Source organism: Mycolicibacillus koreensis (genome assembly GCF_002104795.1).
Lineage (GTDB): Bacteria > Actinomycetota > Actinomycetes > Mycobacteriales > Mycobacteriaceae > Mycobacterium > Mycobacterium koreense.
In genome coordinates this window covers 12,802-32,157 of sequence record NZ_NCXO01000018.1, presented here as the reverse complement: position 1 = coordinate 32,157, position 19,356 = coordinate 12,802, and the positions used below count along the sequence as shown (strand labels likewise).

Genomic DNA, 19,356 nt, shown 5'->3' with positions numbered 1-19,356 from the left:
GCCAGAGGGTGCGAAATTGTCTCTGGTCGGCGGGCGGCAGTGGTGCTCAACCTGCATCGACACCGGAGAGAAGTGGAGCGTGGAGGCGTTGGCTGACGGCGGCAACGGCGCGAAAACCGGGGTTCGGCGACTTGTCATTGTCGAGTCGCCCACCAAAGCACGCAAAATCGCGGGGTACCTCGGCGGCGGCTATGTCGTGGAATCCTCCCGCGGGCACATCCGGGATCTGCCCCGCACCGCCGCCGACATCCCCGCCAAGTACAAGACCGAGCCGTGGGCTCGGCTCGGGGTGAACGTCGACGGCGGATTCGAGCCGCTCTACATCGTCAGCCCGGACAAGAAGAGCACGGTGCGTGAGCTGAAGGATCTGCTCAAAGGCGTCGACGAGTTGTATCTGGCCACCGATGGTGACCGGGAAGGCGAGGCCATCGCCTGGCATCTGCTCGAGACGTTGAAGCCGAAGATCCCGGTCAAACGGATGGTGTTCCACGAGATCACCGAGCCGGCGATCCGGGCGGCCGCCGAACACCCCCGCGACCTGGACACCGACCTCGTCGACGCCCAGGAGACCCGGCGCATCCTCGATCGCCTCTACGGCTATGAGGTCAGCCCGGTGCTGTGGAAGAAGGTCGCCCCGAAACTGTCCGCCGGGCGGGTGCAGTCGGTGGCCACCCGCATCATCGTGGCCCGCGAACGCGACCGGATGGCGTTTCGCAGTGCGGCCTACTGGGACGTGGTGGCCAGCCTCGACGCCAGTGTCTCCGATCCGGCGGCGACCCCGCCCACGTTCACCGCGCGGCTGGTCAGCGTCGATGAGCGCCGGGTGGCGACCGGTCGCGACTTCGACTCGCTGGGGGCGCTGAAAAAACCCGACGACGTGGTGGTGCTCGACGAGAGCGCGGCCACCGCGGTGGCCGCCGGGCTGCAGGGCGCGGCGCTGTCGGTCGCGTCGGTGGAACAGAAGCCCTACACCCGTCGGCCGTATGCGCCGTTTATGACCTCCACCCTGCAGCAGGAGGCCGGGCGCAAGCTGCGGTTCTCCGCCGAGCGCACCATGGGCGTGGCCCAGCGGCTCTACGAAAACGGCTACATCACCTACATGCGCACCGACTCCACCACGCTGTCGGCGTCGGCGATCGAGGCGGCGCGCACCCAGGCCCGCCAGCTCTACGGCGACGAGTTCGTCGCCGCCTCGCCGCGTCAGTACACCCGCAAGGTGAAAAACGCCCAGGAGGCGCACGAGGCGATCCGCCCGGCCGGGGACACCTTCGCCACCCCCGACGCGGTGCGCGGCGAACTCGACAGCGACGACTTCCGGCTCTACGAGCTGATCTGGCAGCGCACCGTCGCCTCCCAGATGGCCGACGCCCGCGGCACCACGCTGAGCCTGCGCATCGGCGGTGCGGCCGGCGAACGGCAGGTGATGTTCGCCGCCAGTGGGCGCACCATCACCTTCCCCGGCTTCCTCAAGGCGTACGTGGAGACCGTCGACGAACTCGCCGGCGGGGAGGCCGACGACGCCGAGCGGCGGTTGCCGAACCTCACCGAGGGCCAGCAGGTCAACGCCGTCGAGGCGACCCCGGACGGGCACGCCACCAACCCGCCGGCCCGCTACACCGAGGCGTCGCTGGTCAAGGCCCTCGAAGAGCTCGGGATCGGGCGGCCCTCGACCTACTCCTCGATCATCAAGACCATCCAGGACCGCGGCTACGTGCACAAAAAGGGCAGCGCGCTGGTGCCGTCCTGGGTGGCGTTCGCGGTGATCGGGCTGCTGGAGCAGCATTTCTCCCGGCTGGTCGACTACGACTTCACCGCGGCGATGGAGGACGAACTCGACGAGATCGCCGCCGGCCACGAGCGGCGCACCGACTGGCTGAGCAAGTTCTACTTCGGCGGTGACCACGGCTCGCAGCAGTCGGTCGCCCGCGCCGGCGGGTTGAAGACGCTGGTCGGGGTGAACTTGGAGGAGATCGACGCCCGCAAGATCAACTCCATCAAGTTGTTCGCCGACGACCAGGGCCGCGACATCTATGTGCGGGTCGGCAAGAACGGCCCGTACCTGGAGCGGATGGTCACCGGGGAGGACGGTGAGCCGACGCCGCAGCGGGCCAACCTCAACGTCGCCCTCACCCCCGATGAGTTGACCCTGGAGTTGGCCGAGAAACTCTTCGCCACCCCGCAGGAGGGTCGGGTCCTCGGCGTCGACCCGGCGACCGGCCACGAGATCGTCGTCAAGGACGGCCGCTACGGCCCGTACGTCAGCGAGGTGCTGCCCAAACCCGACGAGCCCGCCGAACCCGAGGGTGTCGAGGGCGCCGAGAGCCCGGGGGCCAAAACCCCGGCCAAGAAGGGACGGGGCAAAAAGGCCGCCGGGCCCAAGCCGCGCACCGGGTCGCTGCTGCGCAGCATGTCGGTGGAGACGGTCACCCTCGACGACGCGTTGAAGCTGTTGTCGTTGCCGCGGGTGGTCGGGGTCGACCCCGACTCCGGCGAGGAGATTACCGCGCAGAACGGTCGCTACGGCCCGTATCTCAAGCGCGGCACCGATTCCCGGTCGCTGGCCACCGAGGAACAGCTGTTCACGATCACCGTCGAGGAGGCGCTGAAGCTCTACGCCGAACCGAAACGGCGGGGACGGCAGGCCGCGGCCCCACCGTTACGCGAGTTGGGCACCGACCCCGGCTCGGGCAAGTCGATGGTGGTCAAAGACGGCCGGTTCGGTCCGTACGTCACCGACGGGGAGACCAACGCCAGCCTGCGCAAGGGCGACGACGTGGCGACGATCACCGACGAGCGGGCCGCGGAGTTGCTCGCCGAGCGCCGCGCCCGGGGGCCGGCGAAACGGACCCGCAAGGCCGCGGCCAAGAAGGCCCCGGCCAAGAAGGCGGCGAAGAAAACCACCAAGTCGGCGGCGAAGAAAACCGGCCGGGCGACTAAGTAATCCTGACTGCACCGCACCGGCTGACCGCTGCGTTTACCGTATTCTCAGCGCCATGCTGGGGTTCTGGCGAGGCATGGCCGAGGCCACCGCAACAGATTGTGTTGTTGCTTAGCCGGCTCTCAGGTATGCTGAGGATTGCTGCCACACGGCTGCCGCAAACCGGAGCGGAAGGAGGCGCCATGCGACGTGGTGTCTATTTCGGTGTCTCCGCCGCGGTCGTGCTGGCCGGTGCGGTGGTCGTGGCCGCCGCACCGGTGACCCGGCCGCTGCCGAACGTGCAGGTGCCGGTGGTGGAGCTGTCGTCGGATTCGACACCGAAGATCGGCGAGCAGTACCAGCAGTGGTGGCAGATCGTCTCCGGGGACACCGCCCCGCCGCCGAGCCTCAACGAACTCACCGACCTCGACCTCAGCGGGATGCTTGAGGACACCGGCACCTCGACGCCGCCGGTGACGCTGACGATCGACGATTCGTTGCTGCCGGCTCCGCCCGCCTGAGCGGCCGGGCGCACCCGGTGCTGGTCGGCGTGGTCTAACCGGACTTCCCCGCCGGCTCCGGCGCCGGTTTGGCCACCGTGGTCGTGAGCGGGCGTGCCAGCTGGGTGGGGGCCAAACGACCCCGCAACTCGACCACCTCCCCGACGGCCCAGCGCAGCGCCTCGTCGTCGGGGGCGGCGCTGACCGCGGTCGCCGAGGCCAGCACGTGACCCTCCTCCAGCTTCGCCAGCTCGGTGAGCCGCGCCGCCTCGTTGACCGGGTCGCCGATCACGGTGTATTCGAAGCGGGCCTGCGCGCCGATGTGACCGGCCAGCGCCCGACCGGCGGACACCCCGATCCCAAACTCGGTGCTGCCGAGCACCGTGAGCAGCCGGTCGTGCAATTCCCGCGCCGCCGCCAGGGCCGCCCCGGCGGCGGCGGGGTGCTCCAGCGGAGCACCGAACACCGCCAGCGCCGCATCCCCCTGAAACTTGTTGACGAACCCGCCGTACCGGTCGACGGTGTGGACGACCACCCGGAAGAACTCGTTGAGCAGCGCCACCACCTCGGTGGGCGGACGGGTGGCGGCCAGATGGGTCGAGCCGACCATGTCGATGAACAGCACCGCGACCTCGCGTTCCTGGCCGCCGAGCTCGGTGCCGCGCTCCAGGGCACGGCGCGCCACGTCCTCCCCGACGTAGCGGCCGAACAGGTCGCGCAGCCGCTGCCGCTCAGCCAGGTCACGCACCATGTCGTTGAAGCCGGCCTGCAGCAGGCCCAGCTCGCTGGCGTCGTAGATCTGCATGTGGGCGTTGTAGTTGCCGCGCTGCACCTCCCCGAGCGCCCAGCGCAGCTGGCGCAGCGGGTCGGCGATCGACATCGCCACCAGCATGGTGCCGGCCAGCCCGATCACCAGCGCCGAGACCCCCATCAGCAGAATCGGGTCCGACAGCTGGTCGGCCGGGGCGTGCATGAACGAGAACTTGGTGGCCATCACCGACAGCACGATCGCCAGCAACGGCACCCCGGTGGACAGCATCCAGGTCAACAGTTGGCGTAGCAGCACCCCGGGCGCGCGCAGATTCTCCGGCACCCCGGCCCGCAGCGCGGCCACCGCCACCGGCCGCAGCACCCGCTCGGACTGCAGGTAGCCGATGATCGCGGTGGCCGCCGCGCCCAACGCGATCGCGATCGCCACCACCGGGGCGGTGCGGCTGGCCACCGGCCAGCTGGTCAGGATGAACACCACCCCGCCGATCGTCCAGTTGGCCAGGCTGATCAGCGCCCGATAGAACGGCATCCGCAGGGCCCGTGCGCGGGCCAGTTCGGTGATCGTCGGGTCGGCGTCGGTGAGCAGTCCGTCGCGCCGCTGCCAGCGGAACACCGGCAGCAGCATCCGCATGCTCAACGCCAACTCCAGCACGAACAGCGTCGCCAACGCGGCGGCCAGGATCACTAGGTTGGACCGCGGGGCGTCCTGCAGTTGCAGCCGGTCCTCCAGCGGCAGCCCGAACCGCAGGAAACCCAGGACGAACAGCCCGCCGATGATGTCGGCCTGCAGCATCGTGAGGGTGAACAGCGGCCACGGGGTACGCACCACCCACCGAACGAAACCACCCACCCGATCGGTGAGTTTCGGTGTGCTGTTCACCAACCCACCGTAGCGTTCGCGCCGCGGCGCCGACCGGCTGTGCGCCGGGACACTCCGTGGTGTCGCTGTGTCGGGGCCCGGCAGTACTGTTGCGGTGATGTCCGGGGTGTTTGCGCGGCTGGTCGGCCAGCAGGCGGTGGAGGCCGAGTTGGTGGCTGCGGCACGGGCGGCCCGCGGGGACGCCGAGCAGGCGGCCGGCGCGATGACCCATGCCTGGTTGATCACCGGCCCACCCGGGTCGGGACGGTCGGTGGCGGCACTGTGTTTCGCCGCGGCGCTGCAGTGCACCGACCCCGACATGCCCGGCTGCGGAACCTGCCGGGCCTGCACGACCACCGTCGCCGGCACCCACGCCGATGTGCGCCGCGTGGTACCGGAGGGACTGTCGATCGGGGTTCGCGACATGCGCGACATCGTGCAGGTGGCGGCCCGGCGGCCGAGCACCGGGCGCTGGCAGGTGGTGCTCATCGAGGATGCCGACCGGCTCACCGAGGGAGCGGCCAACGCCCTGCTCAAAGCGGTCGAAGAGCCCCCCGCGGCCACGGTGTTCCTGCTGTGCGCCCCGTCCACGGACCCCGAGGACATCTCGGTCACGCTGCGCTCACGGTGCCGGCACGTGGCGTTGGCCACCCCGACGGTGGCCGCGATCGCCCAAGTGCTCGTCGACGCCGACGGGCTCTCGGCCGAGCAGGCCGCCCAGGCGGCGGCGATCAGCGGTGGCCACGTCGGTCGGGCGCGGCGACTGGCGACCGACCCGCAGGCCCAACAGCGGCGCCGCCGCGCGCTGGGCCTGGCCCGCGACGCCGCCACGCCGTCACGCGCCTACGCCGCCGCCGAGGAATTGGTGGCGGCCGCCGAAGCGGAGGCGGTCGCCCTGACCGCCGAGCGCGCCGAAACCGAGACCGAGGAACTGCGCACCGCGCTGGGTGCCGGCGGTACCGGCAAGGGCTCCGCCGGGGCGCTGCGAGGGTCCGCCGGGGCGCTCAAGGACCTGGAGAAACGGCAGAAATCCCGGCAGACCCGGGCCTCACGCGATGCGTTGGATCGGGCGTTGATCGACCTGGCCACCTATTTCCGTGACGCGCTGCTGGTGGCCGCCGACGCCGACACGATCGCGGCGAACCACCCCGACATGGCCGAGCAGGTCGCCGCGCTGGCCGGCCACGCCACCCCGGCTGCGCTGCTGCGATGCATCGAGGCGGTGCTGCACTGCCGCGAGGCGCTGGCGGGCAACGTCAAGCCCAAGTTCGCCGTCGACGCGATGGTTGCCACCGTCGGGCAGGCGCTGCGCCCGGGGCGCTGAGGCCGACCTGTAAACTCGACCCCGCCCACGGGCAGGCCGCCTTAGCTCAGTCGGTAGAGCGATTCACTCGTAATGAATAGGTCAGGAGTTCGATTCTCCTAGGCGGCTCAAAAATCCCGGCTAGTCAGGGGTTTCTTCGTCTCCGAACCACTGGGCAGGCAACACCTCGATCCCCGCCGTACGGCCGGACATGCCCCACTGGAAATGGAAACTGGAAAACAATCCAGGAGTGCGGATGGCCGCCGCATACACCACGGTCGGGTCGATCGCCACAAGCTCGACGCCCTCTCGGAACTCGGCGCTGCATTGGGATAGCCAGTCGATCACCGCGGAGCTGGTGCGGCCCTGCGCTGCCCCAACAGGCCGTGATCGCCGGTGAGATCGACGAATCCGGTATGCCCAGGGGGCACCCGCACCCCTCCTGGACCCGTCTTCTTGTGGCCCTGCGCGCCGACACGGGTGAACCACGGTGGTTGACAGCGGTGCACAGAATATACATCATGTCATTTATGGGTGACCTCACGGCGATCCGGTCATGACCACGATGCTGTTGCGCCAGCCGGTCGCGGCGCCGCCGTCCCGGGTGTGGGAGTCGCTGACCGATCCGCGCCGGATGAACGCGTGGTCGACGGCGCGCATCGAGCTCGTCGGCTTCGGCGACCGCCAGCGCGCCGACGGCGTCGGCGCCATGCGTCGTGTCTACCTTCCCTACAGCGGTCTGCCGCTCACCGAGGTGATCCACGCCTCGGAGCCCCCGAACCATCTGGGCTACACGGTGATCGGCGGGATCCCGTTGCTGCGTGAACACACCGGCCGGATCACCGTGACACCCGCGGGCGCGGATGCGGCCGAGATCCGGTGGGAAGTGGTGATGCGTTTCGAGGCGCCGGGCATGGCGGTCGTGGCGGCCCGTCTCATCGAGGGGGAGCTGCGACGCTCGCTGCGCCGCCTCGCCGAGCTGGCCCCGCACCCGGACGTTGCCGCCCCACCGGCGCCGCGCCGGCTCGGGAACGGCGATCTGCTGGCGCTGCGCGACACGGCCGAGCGGGTCTTGGTCGAGCAGCGGGCGGTGGCCGACCGGTTGGCGCAGGCCGACGACCCGAAACAGTGGTTCGCCCGTGTGTACCAGTACGTGACCGAGGAACAGTTGGCCCACCTGCACTCCGGCCTTGCCGACAACCCGGAGTGGATCCTGCGGCTGATTCCGTGCTTCCACGAATTGTATTTGTCCAGCCTGACCGCCTTCGAACGCGGCGAACCGGTCGTCGAGCCGTGGCGCCGGGCGTGGGGACAGGCCGAACGCGCCGCGGCGGCCGGCTCACCCAAGGGCATCGTCGAAGCGCTGTTGCTCGGTGTCGCCGCCCATATCGAGGCCGATCTGCCCCGTGCCCTGGCGTCCACCTACATCGACCATTTCCGGAACCGCTGCGATTACACCTATTTCCGCGCCGACTACCTACGGATGGCGGCGATTTTCCGCCTCGCGTCGGACCGGTTGATCGGTACCCTGCCGCGTCGGTACAAACCGGTATGGGCGCCCTTGGCGCAGGCGGTGCTACCGGCCGAACTGCGGTATCAGCTGATGTGCGAGTTCTACTACAACATCCCCCAAAAACGATTGGACGCCTTCGAACGCGGCCGTCGCCTCGCCCAGCGGCACACCGAGGCCGGGGCGGCAGTGTCGGCCTAGCCGGGGGCGCGCCGATCGTCGGCGCCGGTCGCGATCGGCATCGTCAACGCGGCGCCGCCGGCGCCGGCGAAACCCGACCAGATCAGTGCTGTCAGATGGTCGACGAGTTCGGCGCGGCTCATCGTACGATCGGTCGCCCACCAGGACACCGCGGTCGAGACCGCACCGACCAGTGCTCGCGCCCACGGCCCGGCGGCGGCGCCGTCCGCGCCGAGTTGGCGAAATCCCGCGGTGAGAACCGATTCCAGCCACCGGGCCAGCTCTTCGGAGACCGAGGTCGAGCGGATCCGACCGGTCAGCGCCGCGGAGATGTTCGGCTCCTCATCGACCCACCGGCACAGGCAGTCGACGGCCGCACGGGTCTGGTCGCGCGGATCGCCCACCGATCGCACGACCACGCCGATCTCGGCGATGATGCGGCGCGCCTGACGTTGGGCGAGGGCCAACACCAGGCTGTCCTTGTCCGGGAAGGCCGCATAGATGGCCGGTCTGGTCAGGCCCGCTTCCCGGGCGACGTCGACGAGCGACAGGTCCGGGCCCCCCTTGCGGAGGCTGCGCTCGGCCGCGTCGAGCAGTTCATCGCGCCGAAGGTCGCGCTGGACGTGTGAACCGGGCGGCCGTCCCCGGCCCCGCCTCGGTGAACCGGGTGCCACACCCGCATCCTGCCATTCGCCGACGATGTGGGCCGCGCCCCGCCACGACGGCATCACCGCGGCGCCAGATAGCCCACCGGCCCGGCCGCGATGCACAGCGACAGCGCCGCGGTGTCGGCGTGCACCGCGATGGCGTCTCCGGCCCCGGGAAGGCGCACGAACACCCGGTTGAGACCCGGGCGCACCGGCACCTTCACCGCCGGCCCTTCCGACAGCGCCAGGGTCATCGACCCGTCGGCGTTGGCCAGATAGTTGATCTCGGCGGTCCAATCCGCGGGCAGCAGCGGACCGTCGAGTTCAACCTGGGCCGGCAGGTCGGGCTGAACGAAATACCCGCAGCCGTCCACCGGACCCGGGATGATCGAGCGCACCCACGTGACCTGAGCGTCGACGAGATTCCCCGATGCGTCGAACATCCGCAATTCGGTGGTCGCCGAGGAGAATTCAGGCCGATCGCGCAGCAACGCGAACAGGTGGCTGGCCCGGTTGCTCGGGGCCATGATCCGCTGCAGCACCATCGGGTCGACCTCCTGATCGAGCACCGGGGCGTCGGAACCGGCGTGCGCCAGCGTCAGGCTGCGTACCGCGTTGCGCAGATAGAACTTGGTGGGGTTGTCGCGCCACACCGTGTAGAACGTCGCCGTGGAGTACAGGGAACTGGCCACGAACGCCGCCGCCAGCGCGACGGTCACCACGCTGCGCCGGAGTCCGGCATCCAGCCAGCCCGACCCCGCGCGGTTGGGCGCACAGAACCCGACGGCGGCCAGCAACGCCAACACCACCACCAGGTCGGGCAGGTAACGCAGCGCCTGAGCCAACTCCAAGGCGGTGAACCGCGACGACCGCATCAGATAGATCGGGATCTGGCAGGCGATCGCATATCCCACCGCTGTCGCCCATACCGGTGCCAGCCGCTGCTTGCGGGCCAGCGACACCGCCACCACCGCCACCACCGCCAGCCATCCCAGCGTCATCACCACCGGGCCCGGCACCGCCCACGGCGAGGCGGGCGCCCAGCGCTGCCACTGCCAGGGGCCACCCACCAGCCCGGGAACGATTCCGTGAGTAACGGAGCGCCACAACAACTCTCCGGTCATAGCCCAATCGGTGCTCCACCGTCGCTGGTTGACCACCGTTAGATACAGCACCACCCAGGCGACGGTGAGCGCACCGGTGGAGTACCACAGTGCCCGGCCGCGACGCCACACCGCGACCACCGACTCACCGCGGACGTACGCCAGGGTGCCGGTGATCACGAGCGCCACCACCGGGATCACCGCAGCCTTCTCGAAGAACACCAGCCCGCCGAGGTAGGCGAAGGTCCCGGTGACCGCGTAGCGGCGAGCGCCGGTGCGCACCAGAAGGATCGCGTCGCCGCACACCCAGGCCAGCGCCGCCAGCATCGGCAGCGAGTTCAGCGCCGCCGCCCACCACGCGAAGCCGGGCACCGCCAACGGGGTGAACAACGCAAACGTCCACGCCGCCAGCAGCACCGGGCGCCACCCCACGATGAGATGCAGGGTGCGCAGCAGCGACGCCGACGCCACCGCCTGCAGCACCACCAGGCTCAGCGCCGGGCCGAGCCAGTTCAGCGGCGCCGCCTTGATGATCGCCCCGCCGAGCAGAAACGCCGCCGGCATCAGGTGCCCGTCGTGGTCGTCGAACAGGAACGCCGGCGCCAGCAGCGACTCGCTGCCCGCGCGGCTGACCAGGATCAGGTCGTCCCAGTAGAAATACCCGCCGAAAGCCAACACCGCCCGGACCGCCAACTGTGCGGCCAGCAGCGCCACGGCCACCACCGCGACCCACGGCAGACGCGTCGTGCGGGCGATCATGGGTCTCCTTCTTACCCGCCGGTATGGTGGGCCGGTGCACGCACTGGTCACCGGCGCCGCCGGTTTCATCGGATCCACACTGGTCGACCGCCTGCTTGACGACGGGCACCGAGTGGTGGGCCTGGACAACTTCGCGACCGGGCGGGCCACCAACCTCGAACATCTCACCGACAACCCGGAGTTCGCGTTCGTCGAGGCCGATATCGTCACCGCCGACCTGACGGCGATCCTCGCCGAGCACCGCCCGCAGGTGGTGTTCCACCTCGCCGCCCAGATCGACGTGCGTCACTCGGTGGCCGATCCCGAGTTCGACGCCGGGGTCAACGTCACCGGAACGGTCCGCCTGGCGGAGGCGGCGCGGCGCGCCGAGGTGCGCAAGATCGTGCACACCTCCTCCGGCGGCTCCATCTACGGCACCCCGCCGACCTACCCGACCGGGGAGGACACCCCCACCGACCCGGCGTCGCCGTACGCGGCGGGCAAGGTGGCCGGCGAGATCTACCTCAACACCTTCCGGCACCTTTACGGCATGGAGTGCTCCCACATCGCCCCCGCCAATGTCTACGGTCCGCGCCAGGACCCCCACGGCGAGGCCGGTGTGGTGGCGATCTTCGCCCAGGCGCTGCTGTCCGGTACGCCGACGAAGGTGTTCGGCGACGGCAGCAACACCCGCGACTACGTCTTCGTCGACGATGTCGTCGACGCGTTCGTCAAGGCCGCGGGCCCGGCCGGTGGCGGACAGCGGTTCAACGTCGGCACCGGGGTGGAGACCTCCGACCGGGCGCTGCACACCGCGGTCGCCGCGGCGGTCGGTGCGCCCGACGACCCGCAGTTCCACCCGCCGCGTCTCGGTGATCTGGCACGCTCCTGTCTGGAGATCGGGCGGGCCGAATCGGTGCTGGGCTGGCGCCCGCAGGTGGCGCTGGCCGACGGGTTGGCGCGCACCGTGGCGTTCTTCCGCGACCAGCGTTAACGCAGACGGTCGGCGCGGCGCAGCGCCATCAGGTGCACCGCGATGCCCACCGCGGCCCCGCACAGCAGCCCCGCCACCGTGCGGGTCTGCAGGTCCAGCGGCAACAGCAGCACCCCGGTCGTGGCGACGGTCGCACTGACCCAGCCCAGCGCGTAGGCGCGGTGCAGCGCGGCGGCCACCGCGGCGTTACCGGTCAGTGTCAACGTCGCGATCCCGATCGCGGCGACCGTCAGCCACGCCAGCGCCGCCCCGCCGGCGTGATAGTCGGCACCGAACGCGGTGACCAGCAGCCACGGTCCCACCGTCGCCGCGGCCGCCACCCCGACCGCGCCGATCGCCGCCACCACCGCCACCGCGGTCCCCAGGGTCCGCAGCCGACGGGCCCGCTCATCGACGAAGTGGGCGATCAGGTTGCCCTGCAGCGCGGTGAGCGGAACCAGCAGCGGAGCGCGGGTCAACGTCACCGCCAGGATGATCACCCCGCCCTGGGCGCCGAGCTCGCCGGCGGTGGCTTTCAGCAGCACCGGAAACCCCATCACCAGCACCGCACTGGCTCCGGCGGCGGTGATCGAATGCGCGGCGCCGCGCAGGAACGACGCCGTGGTACCCGGGGTGGCCTGCCGTGCGGCTTCCCGACTGCCCGGCGAGACCACCAGCAGCACCAGCCACGCCGTCGACCCGGCCACGGTGGCCCACAAATAGCCGGCCAGTCCCCACCCGATCACGAACGCGGCGACGGCGACCAGCACCCGGGTCGCGGCGTCGGTGACCATCAGCGCGCCGTAGGCGCCCCACCGGTTGCGCCCGGCCAGCATGCCCAGCACGGTCGCGTGCAGACAGAACCCCGCCAGCCCCGCGGCCAGCAACCCGACCGACAGCACCCGCTGCTCGGCGAAGACCCGCCCGGACCACACCGGCGAGGTGGCCAGCGCCCCGATCGCCGCGACCACCGCGCACCCGGCGGCCACCGTCAGCGGCCGGGTGCGCGCACCGGTGCTCGCCGAAACCGCCGGTGCGGCGCGCACCTCCCGGGTGGCCTCTTGCAGCAGCCCGTTGGCGGCGCCGTTGATCAGCCCGAACGCCCCCCAGAACACGGCGAACACCGAGAACCCGGCCGGGTCGAGGTCGCTGGCCGCCAGCGCCATCACCGCATAGCCGCAGAGCGCGGAGAGCGCGGTCGCCACGCCCACCCGCGCCACGCTTCCCGCCGCGACCGGTCCGGCGGCCGCGGTGTCAGCCACGGCGACGGGGGCGAATGCGGGCACTGGACACGTCTGTAGAAGCTACCGAGCGCCTGGCCGAACCGGGCAGGCGACAGGCACCCGGGCAGGCCGCCGCGAACCCGCGGGACACCGGCCGGCTCTGGTAGGCTGCACCATCTGGAGGGGAGTATTCCTTCGCGGCGGTGTCGTCATCACGTCGCCCACCATTGGGTGACCGGCATCGCGGGCCGCTTTCGGCGGGAGAGACCTCCGGCATTGTCACGATGGTTTGTCACGATGGCCGGAGAGTCCCCATGCACGGTTCGACAGATGAATCCGGTGAATCCGTAGCCCGTCGCGGGCTGCGGCGCGTCGTGGCAGTCGACCTGGCTGTCCTCGTGGCAGTCCTCGTGGCAGTCCTCGTGCCCTCACGCAAGGAGTCATCATGAACGTCATCGGCGCGGCAGCGCGTACCACAGCACACACCGTCGGTCGGGCCGCCTCGGCCACCCTGGCCGGAGCCGGGGCACTCGGCGGCGCCGCGGTCACCGGCACGGTCGGCGCCGCCGGCGGTGCGATCGCCGGCATCCGCCGGGGTGCCGAGGCCGGCAGCCACTCCACCCCGGCGGCCGCGTTGACCCTCGGCGCGATCGGGCTCAGCGGCCTGGTGGAGTGGCCGGTGCTCGCCGCGGTCGGCGGCGGAGCCCTGGTGCTGCGCACGCTGAACCGCCCGGCCGGTTCGCTGCCCGCCCCGGCGGCCACACCGACGCCCGCGCCGCGGCCGGCAGTCGCCCGCACGGCCCCGCCCGGCAAAGCAACCGCGCGCAAGGCCCCTGCCCGCAAGGCCCCTGCCCGCAAGGCAACCGCGCGTAAGTAGCCGCCGAGAACCGGCCGTGCGTCAACGTCAACGACGCACGGCCACACCGGCATTGACATCTGTGTCCAACGACTCGAAGAAGGTCCGTACCGTGCAGATCTTGTCTCCCCGGCAGGCCGTCACCCTGGGAATGGCCGCGACAACGGCGGTGCTCGACACCACCCGACACGCCGCGACGGCGACCGTCGAGGCGGTGCAGACCGCGGTGTCGGCCAGTGTGGAGGTCGCCGCCGTCCCGCTGCGAGACGGCGCCCGGATCCTCTCCGGGCACGCCTCGGCGGCCACCCTGACCCGGCGGTGCTGGGCCGGTGCCGGCCGCGCCTGGATCGAGGTCCGCGGCCTCGACGGCCCCGACGGCGCCGAGCGTGCAGCGGCGGTCGTCGACGCGCTGACCGGGCGCCCCGGTGTGTCGACCGTGCGCCTGAACCGTCCCCTGTCGCGGGTCGTGGTCGAGATCGACGACGACCAGGTGTCGCTGAGCGAGCTGTGCACGGCGGTCGCCGACGCCGAACAACGCACCATCCCCGCGACCGGCGGCGGCACCGCCCGGCCGGGCTCGCGCCAGGCCAGCCTGCCCGGCGACGGCCTGATGCTGGCGGTGCGCGGCGCGCTGGTCGCCGCCAACGCCGCCGGACTGGCGGTCGCGGTCACCGGCCGGGCGCTGCGCTGGCCACAGGCTCCGGTCGCCGTCGACGCCGCCGCCGCGCTCGCCAACTACCAGCCGTGGGTGCGCCGACTGCTGGCGGACCGCATCGGCGCCGAGACGACCGACACCATGCTGTCGCTGGCCGAGACGTTGGCCCATGTCGTCACACTCTCCCCGGCCACCCTCACCGTCGACCTGATGATGCACGCCCTGGGCGCCGTCGAGACCCGCGCCGGCGTGAAGGCGTGGGCCCGCCACGAGCCGGCGCTGGCCCGACACGCCGAGGAGCAGCAGGCGCATGCGCCGCAGCGGCCGGTGCCCGCACCGCCGGGGGCCGTCGAGCGCCACACCGGTCGGGTCGCCTGGGTGCAGGCGTTGAGCACCGGTGCGCTCGCCGCGCTGAGCCGTACCACCACCACCGCCGCCAACGCGGCCGTGGTCACCGCCCCCAAGGCGATGCGCACCAGCACCGAGGCGTTCGCCGCCACACTCGGCGCCGGTCTCGCCGATCAGCAGGTGCTGACGCTGCAGCCGCAGAAACTGCGCCGCCTCGGCGACGTCGACGCGCTGCTCATCGACCCGCGGGTGCTCTGCGAACCGCAGTTGCGGGTGGTGCAGGTGCGCGGCGCCGACACCCCGGGGCTGCCGGCGGCCTGGACCGCGGCCCAACGGCTGCTCGATGAGCCGGACCTGGCTCCCGGCTGGCACCCGCTGACCGGGGTGGCGGGCCGCGGCGGCAGCAGCGAAGGCAATCGCGAGGTCCCGGAGGCCCTGATCCTGCCCGCCCACCACCGGCTGAGCACCGCGCTGCTCACCGCGGCGCGCACCGCCGAACTGGTGGTCGCCACCGTCGACGTCGACCTGCTCGGCGAGATGCGCCCCGCCTTCGACGAACTCCAACCCCCCGACGCCGGCCGCGACCTGGACGCCGCGCTGCTGCGCGCGTTGACCCGGTTGCAGCACGACGGGCGCACCGTGGCGGTGTTGTCGACGAGCGCCGCGGCGCCGCTGTCCTCGGCGGATCTGGGCCTGGGGGTGCTGCCCGCCGCCGACAGCGCGCCGCCGTGGAGCGCCGATGTGCTGCTGCCGGATCTGGCGGCCGCCTGGCGGGTGCTGCACGCGCTGCCGGCGGCGCAGGAAGCCACCCGCCGCGGCATCGCGATCTCGATCGGCGCGTCGTCGCTGGGGGCGTTGTTCATGGTGCCCGGCGTGCGACGCCCCCGCGGCCGCGGACCCGGGCCGGTGACCGCCGGGGCGGCCGCCGGGCTGCTCTCGGGGGCGCTGCTGGCGCGCGCCAGCCTGCGCGCCCCCACCCCGCGTCCCGCCCCGAACCACGAATGGCACGCGCTGTCGGTGCGCCAGGTCGCCGAGGTGCTCGGCGTCGACGACGCCGACCGGCCCGCCCCCGCCGATCGCGAGGCCACCGAGACGCCGGAGCCCCCGATGCTGGTGCAATTCGCCCACGCGGTGCGCGAGGAGTTGGCCGACCCGCTCACCCCGGTGTTGGCGCTGTGCTCGGTGGCCACCGCGGTGCTCGGCTCCCCGATCGATGCGCTGATGGTCGGCACCGTGCTCACCGGCAACGCGATGCTCGCCGCCGGTCAGCGCCTCCAGGCGGAGAAGCGGCTCACCGCGCTGCTGGCCCAGCAGACCCCGCCGGCACGGCTGGTCCTCAATGGCTCCGAGGGGCCCGAGGGGCCCCGGGAGTGCGATGCCGCCGAAGGCGCCGGCCGCCACTGCGCGATCGACGCGGACCGGCTGCTGCCCGGCGACATCATCGAGGTGCACAGCAACGAGGTGGTGCCCGCCGACGCCCGCGTGATCGCCCAGACCGACCTGGAGGTCGACGAGTCCGCCCTCACCGGCGAGTCGCTGTCGGTGACCAAACAGGTCGAGGCCACCCCCGGTGTCGAACTCGCCGAACGGCGCTGCATGCTCTACGGCGGCACCACGGTGGTCACCGGTACCGCGACGGCGATGGTGACCGCGGTCGGCCCGGACACCCAGGCGCGGCGCGCCACCGAACTCGCCGGGGGCCCGCTGCCCGAGGTCGGCCTGCAATACCAGCTCAGCCGACTGATGACCCGCGCGTTCCCGGTCAGTGCCGGCGGCGGGGTGCTGGTCGGTGCGCTGGGGCTGCTGCGCGGCGGCGGGCTGCGGCAGGCGCTGGGCAACACCATCGCGGTGGCGATCGCCGCGGTCCCCGAAGGGATGCCGCTGATGGCGACGCTGGCCCAACACGCCTCGTCGCGCCGGCTGGCCCGCTCCGGCGCCCTGGTGCGGGTGCCGCGCTCGGTGGAGGCCCTCGGGCGGCTCGACGTGGTCTGCTTCGACAAAACCGGCACCCTCAGCGAGAACCGGTTGCGGGTCACCCGGGTGACCCCGGCCGCCGGTCACCACCACGACGAGGTGATCAGCGTGGCCGCGCAGGCCGCGCCGGACCCGCAGGCCGCCGCCCACGCCCACGCCACCGACCAGGCGATCATCGACGCGGCCGCCGGCCTCGAGCCGACACCGTCGTGGTCGCCGCCGGATGCACAGCTGCCGTTCCGGTCCGGTCGGGCGTTCTCGGCGTCGCTGGTGGGCCGCGAGCTCACCGTCAAAGGCGCCCCCGAAGTCGTGTTGGCCGCCTGCGACGACGCCGACGCCGCCACCCACGACGCGGTGCTGGCCATGGCCGCCGACGGCCTGCGGGTCATCGCGGTGGCCCGCCGTGCACTCACCGCCGCGCAGGCCCGCCGGGTCCGCGACGACCCCGACGCGATCGGCGCGGTCAGCGGCACCGGGCTGCGGCTGACCGGGTTCCTCGGGCTCGCCGACACCGCCCGGCCGCAGTCGCCGCGGCTGCTGGCCGCGCTGGCCGACCGCGGCGTCGCCATCCGGATGATCACCGGCGACCACCCGGTGACCGCCACCGCCATCGCCGCCGACCTGGGCGTGACCGTCGGCGCCGAGCAGGTGATCACCGGTTCGCAGTGGGCCGCGCTGACCCGCAAACAGCAGGAACAGGCGGTGTCCGATCGGGTGATCTTCGCTCGCATGTCCCCGGAGAACAAGGTGCAGATCGTCCAGACCCTGGAACGGGCCGGCAAGGTCTGCGCGATGGTCGGCGACGGCGCCAACGACGCCGCCGCGATCCGGGCGGCCACCGTCGGCATCGGGGTGGTGGCCCGCGGCAGCGACGCCGCCCACGCCACCGCCGACGTGGTGTTGACCGAGGGGCGCATCGAGGCGCTGATCGAGGCCGTCGACGAGGGACGGCGGCTGTGGCGCGGGGTGCAGGCCGCGGTCGGCGGGCTGCTCGGCGGCAACGCCGGGGAGGTGCTGTTCTCGATCATCGGCACCGCCGTGACCGGCAACTCCCCGTTGAACACCCGCCAACTGCTGCTGATGAACACCCTCACCGACGCGCTGCCGGCGACCGCGGTCGCGGTCAGCACCCCGCGCGGCCCGGTGCAACGGGTCGCGTTCGGTGTCGACGAACGCCAGCTCTGGCGCACGGTGGTGTTCCGCGGCGGGGTCACCGCCGCGGCCGGCACCGCCGCCTGGGCGATGGCCGCGCTGACCGGCCGGCCGCAGCGCGCCTCGACCGTGGCGTTGATCGCGCTGGTCGCCGTGGAACTCGGCCAGACCGTGGTCGATTCGCGGGCACCGCTGGTGCTGGTGACCGCCGCCGGGTCGATGGCGGCGTTCACCGTGATGGTCAGCACCCCCGGGGTCAGCCAACTGCTCGGCTGCACCCCGGTCGGCCCGCTCGGGTGGGCCCAGGCGCTGGGCTCGGCGGCCGCGGCCACCGCGGCCGTCGCCGTCGCCGCCCGCCCCGGTGCCCGCGCCGACGCCCCCGAACCCGACCCGGGGGCCACGGAACCGGTCGCCACCCCACCCGCGCGGCGGGCCCGCCCGCGCCGACGCCCCGCGGGCACCGGGCGCCCACAGACCACGGCCCCGGCGCTGCACCTGGTGCGGTAACCACCGGGGGAACCCGCGGCGAACGGTGGACGAACCGGCGGGAGGCGACTCGCCGGGCCGCGGCGGACCTGCCACACTGAACCGCGACGCGGTGCGCGTCGCCCACCGCTGGCACCGCAGCTCCCCGTGGTGTTCGCCCGATGACCGGAGGCCCGGCCGTTGAACGTCTCGCTGCTGGAGTGGTGCGTCACCCTCGCGGTGACGCTCACCGTGCTGGCCGTGGACATCGCGGTGATCGGCCGGCGACCCCGGGTGCCGCAGCCCCGCAACTGCGCGCTGGCCCTGGCGGCCTACATCGGGCTGGCCGTGCTGTTCGGGGCGTGGGTCTGGTCGCAACACGGCATGAGCTACGGCATGCAGTTCTTCGCCGGGTGGCTCACCGAGTACAGCCTGTCGGTGGACAACCTGTTCGTCTTCCTGCTGATCATGGCCAGCTTCAAGGTGCCCAAGCAGTACCAGCAGGAAGCGCTGCTGATCGGGATCACGCTGGCGCTGTTCCTGCGCGGCATCTTCATCGGCCTGGGGGCGCTCGCGATCCAGCAATTGAGCTGGGTGTTCTACCTGTTCGGGGTGTTTTTGCTCTACACCGGCATCCGCATGGCCCGCGGCCCCGTCCACGAGGAGGACGTCGACAACGCGGTGGTGCGCTTCGCCCGCACCCACCTGCGGGCCACCGATCAGTGGGCGGGCATGAAGCTGATGGTCGTCGAGGGCGGCAAACGGGTGATCACCCCGATGTTCTTGGTGGCCGTCGCGTTGGGCACCACCGACCTGGTCTTCGCGATGGACTCGATCCCGGCGGTCTACGGGCTGACCCGTGAACCGTATCTGGTGTTCACCGCCAACGTGTTCGCGCTGATGGGACTGCGCCAGCTGTTCTTCCTGCTCGGCCACCTGCTGGGCCGGCTGGTCTATCTGTCCCGCGGGCTGGCGTTCATTCTCGCCTTCATCGCGGTGAAGATGCTGCTGCACGCGCTGCACAACAACGACCTGCCGTTCCTGAACGGCGGGCGGCCCATCCCGGTGCCCGAGATCCGCACCTGGGTGAGCCTGGTCGTCATCGCCGTGACCATCGTGGTCACCACCGCGGCCAGCCTGGTGCGCACCCGGATGCTGGCCCGCGCCGCACCGCGCAGTTAG

The 19,356-nt window shown here is 71.9% G+C and carries 13 protein-coding genes and 1 tRNA gene; 9 read left to right on the top strand and 5 right to left on the bottom strand.

Going from position 1 to position 19,356, the window contains the following annotated elements:
* The first annotated feature begins 79 nt into the window (after positions 1-79).
* Complete coding sequence (topA, locus tag B8W67_RS09835; protein ID WP_109561759.1) at positions 80-2,941, top strand: type I DNA topoisomerase; 2,862 nt, start codon at positions 80-82, stop codon at positions 2,939-2,941.
* Between the two features lie 179 nt (positions 2,942-3,120).
* Entirely contained in the window at positions 3,121-3,438 is a 318-nt protein-coding gene (locus B8W67_RS09830; protein ID WP_069393100.1) for a hypothetical protein, read from the top strand.
* A 34-nt stretch (positions 3,439-3,472) separates the two neighbouring features.
* Here the strand turns inward: B8W67_RS09830 and B8W67_RS09825 are convergent, their stop codons facing one another.
* Complete coding sequence (locus B8W67_RS09825; RefSeq protein ID WP_069393151.1) at positions 3,473-5,068, bottom strand: adenylate/guanylate cyclase domain-containing protein; 1,596 nt, start codon at positions 5,066-5,068, stop codon at positions 3,473-3,475.
* 97 nt (positions 5,069-5,165) lie between these two features.
* Here B8W67_RS09825 and B8W67_RS09820 point away from each other — a divergent pair, with 97 nt between their 5' ends.
* On the top strand, positions 5,166-6,371 hold the full coding sequence (locus B8W67_RS09820; RefSeq protein WP_069393099.1) for a DNA polymerase III subunit delta': 1,206 nt from the start codon (positions 5,166-5,168) through the stop codon (positions 6,369-6,371).
* Positions 6,372-6,406: 35 nt separating this feature from the next.
* Positions 6,407-6,479 (top strand) — tRNA-Thr (locus tag B8W67_RS09815).
* Between the two features lie 12 nt (positions 6,480-6,491).
* Here B8W67_RS09815 and B8W67_RS21280 read toward each other — a convergent pair.
* Positions 6,492-6,698 carry a hypothetical protein gene (locus B8W67_RS21280; RefSeq protein WP_069393098.1) on the bottom strand — a complete coding sequence of 69 codons (207 nt, stop codon included), beginning with the start codon at positions 6,696-6,698 and terminating at the stop codon, positions 6,492-6,494.
* A gap of 208 nt (positions 6,699-6,906) precedes the next feature.
* Here B8W67_RS21280 and B8W67_RS09805 point away from each other — a divergent pair, with 208 nt between their 5' ends.
* On the top strand, positions 6,907-8,061 hold the full coding sequence (locus B8W67_RS09805) for an SRPBCC family protein (protein ID WP_069393097.1): 1,155 nt from the start codon (positions 6,907-6,909) through the stop codon (positions 8,059-8,061).
* On the opposite strand, the gene B8W67_RS09800 is transcribed toward B8W67_RS09805, so the two are convergent.
* Both B8W67_RS09800 and B8W67_RS09795 read right to left on the bottom strand, forming a co-directional pair.
* Positions 8,058-8,714 carry a TetR/AcrR family transcriptional regulator gene (locus B8W67_RS09800; protein WP_234793964.1) on the bottom strand — a complete coding sequence of 219 codons (657 nt, stop codon included), beginning with the start codon at positions 8,712-8,714 and terminating at the stop codon, positions 8,058-8,060. The two genes, B8W67_RS09805 and B8W67_RS09800, sit on opposite strands and share 4 nt — an antisense overlap.
* 53 nt (positions 8,715-8,767) lie before the next feature.
* Positions 8,768-10,618, bottom strand: a complete 1,851-nt coding sequence (locus B8W67_RS09795) for a hypothetical protein (RefSeq protein WP_084228974.1) — start codon at positions 10,616-10,618, stop codon at positions 8,768-8,770.
* On the opposite strand from B8W67_RS09795, the gene B8W67_RS09790 reads away from it, so the two are divergent.
* Positions 10,584-11,522, top strand: coding sequence for an NAD-dependent epimerase/dehydratase family protein (locus B8W67_RS09790; protein ID WP_085303738.1), 939 nt, complete (start codon positions 10,584-10,586; stop codon positions 11,520-11,522). The two genes, B8W67_RS09795 and B8W67_RS09790, sit on opposite strands and share 35 nt — an antisense overlap.
* Here B8W67_RS09790 and B8W67_RS09785 read toward each other — a convergent pair.
* Positions 11,519-12,787: a hypothetical protein gene (locus tag B8W67_RS09785; protein WP_069393095.1), complete on the bottom strand. Its 1,269-nt coding sequence runs from the start codon at positions 12,785-12,787 to the stop codon at positions 11,519-11,521. The genes B8W67_RS09790 and B8W67_RS09785 overlap by 4 nt on opposite strands.
* Positions 12,788-13,169: 382 nt before the next feature.
* Between B8W67_RS09785 and B8W67_RS09780 the strand changes: the two genes are divergently transcribed.
* From B8W67_RS09780 to B8W67_RS09770, 3 genes are all read left to right on the top strand, one after another.
* Entirely contained in the window at positions 13,170-13,601 is a 432-nt protein-coding gene (locus tag B8W67_RS09780) for a hypothetical protein (RefSeq protein WP_069393094.1), read from the top strand.
* A gap of 130 nt (positions 13,602-13,731) precedes the next feature.
* Positions 13,732-18,216 (top strand): cation-translocating P-type ATPase, encoded by a 4,485-nt coding sequence (locus B8W67_RS09775; protein WP_085303805.1) that lies wholly within the window; start codon positions 13,732-13,734, stop codon positions 18,214-18,216.
* 159 nt (positions 18,217-18,375) lie between these two features.
* On the top strand, positions 18,376-19,356 hold the full coding sequence (locus B8W67_RS09770) for a TerC/Alx family metal homeostasis membrane protein (protein ID WP_085303736.1): 981 nt from the start codon (positions 18,376-18,378) through the stop codon (positions 19,354-19,356).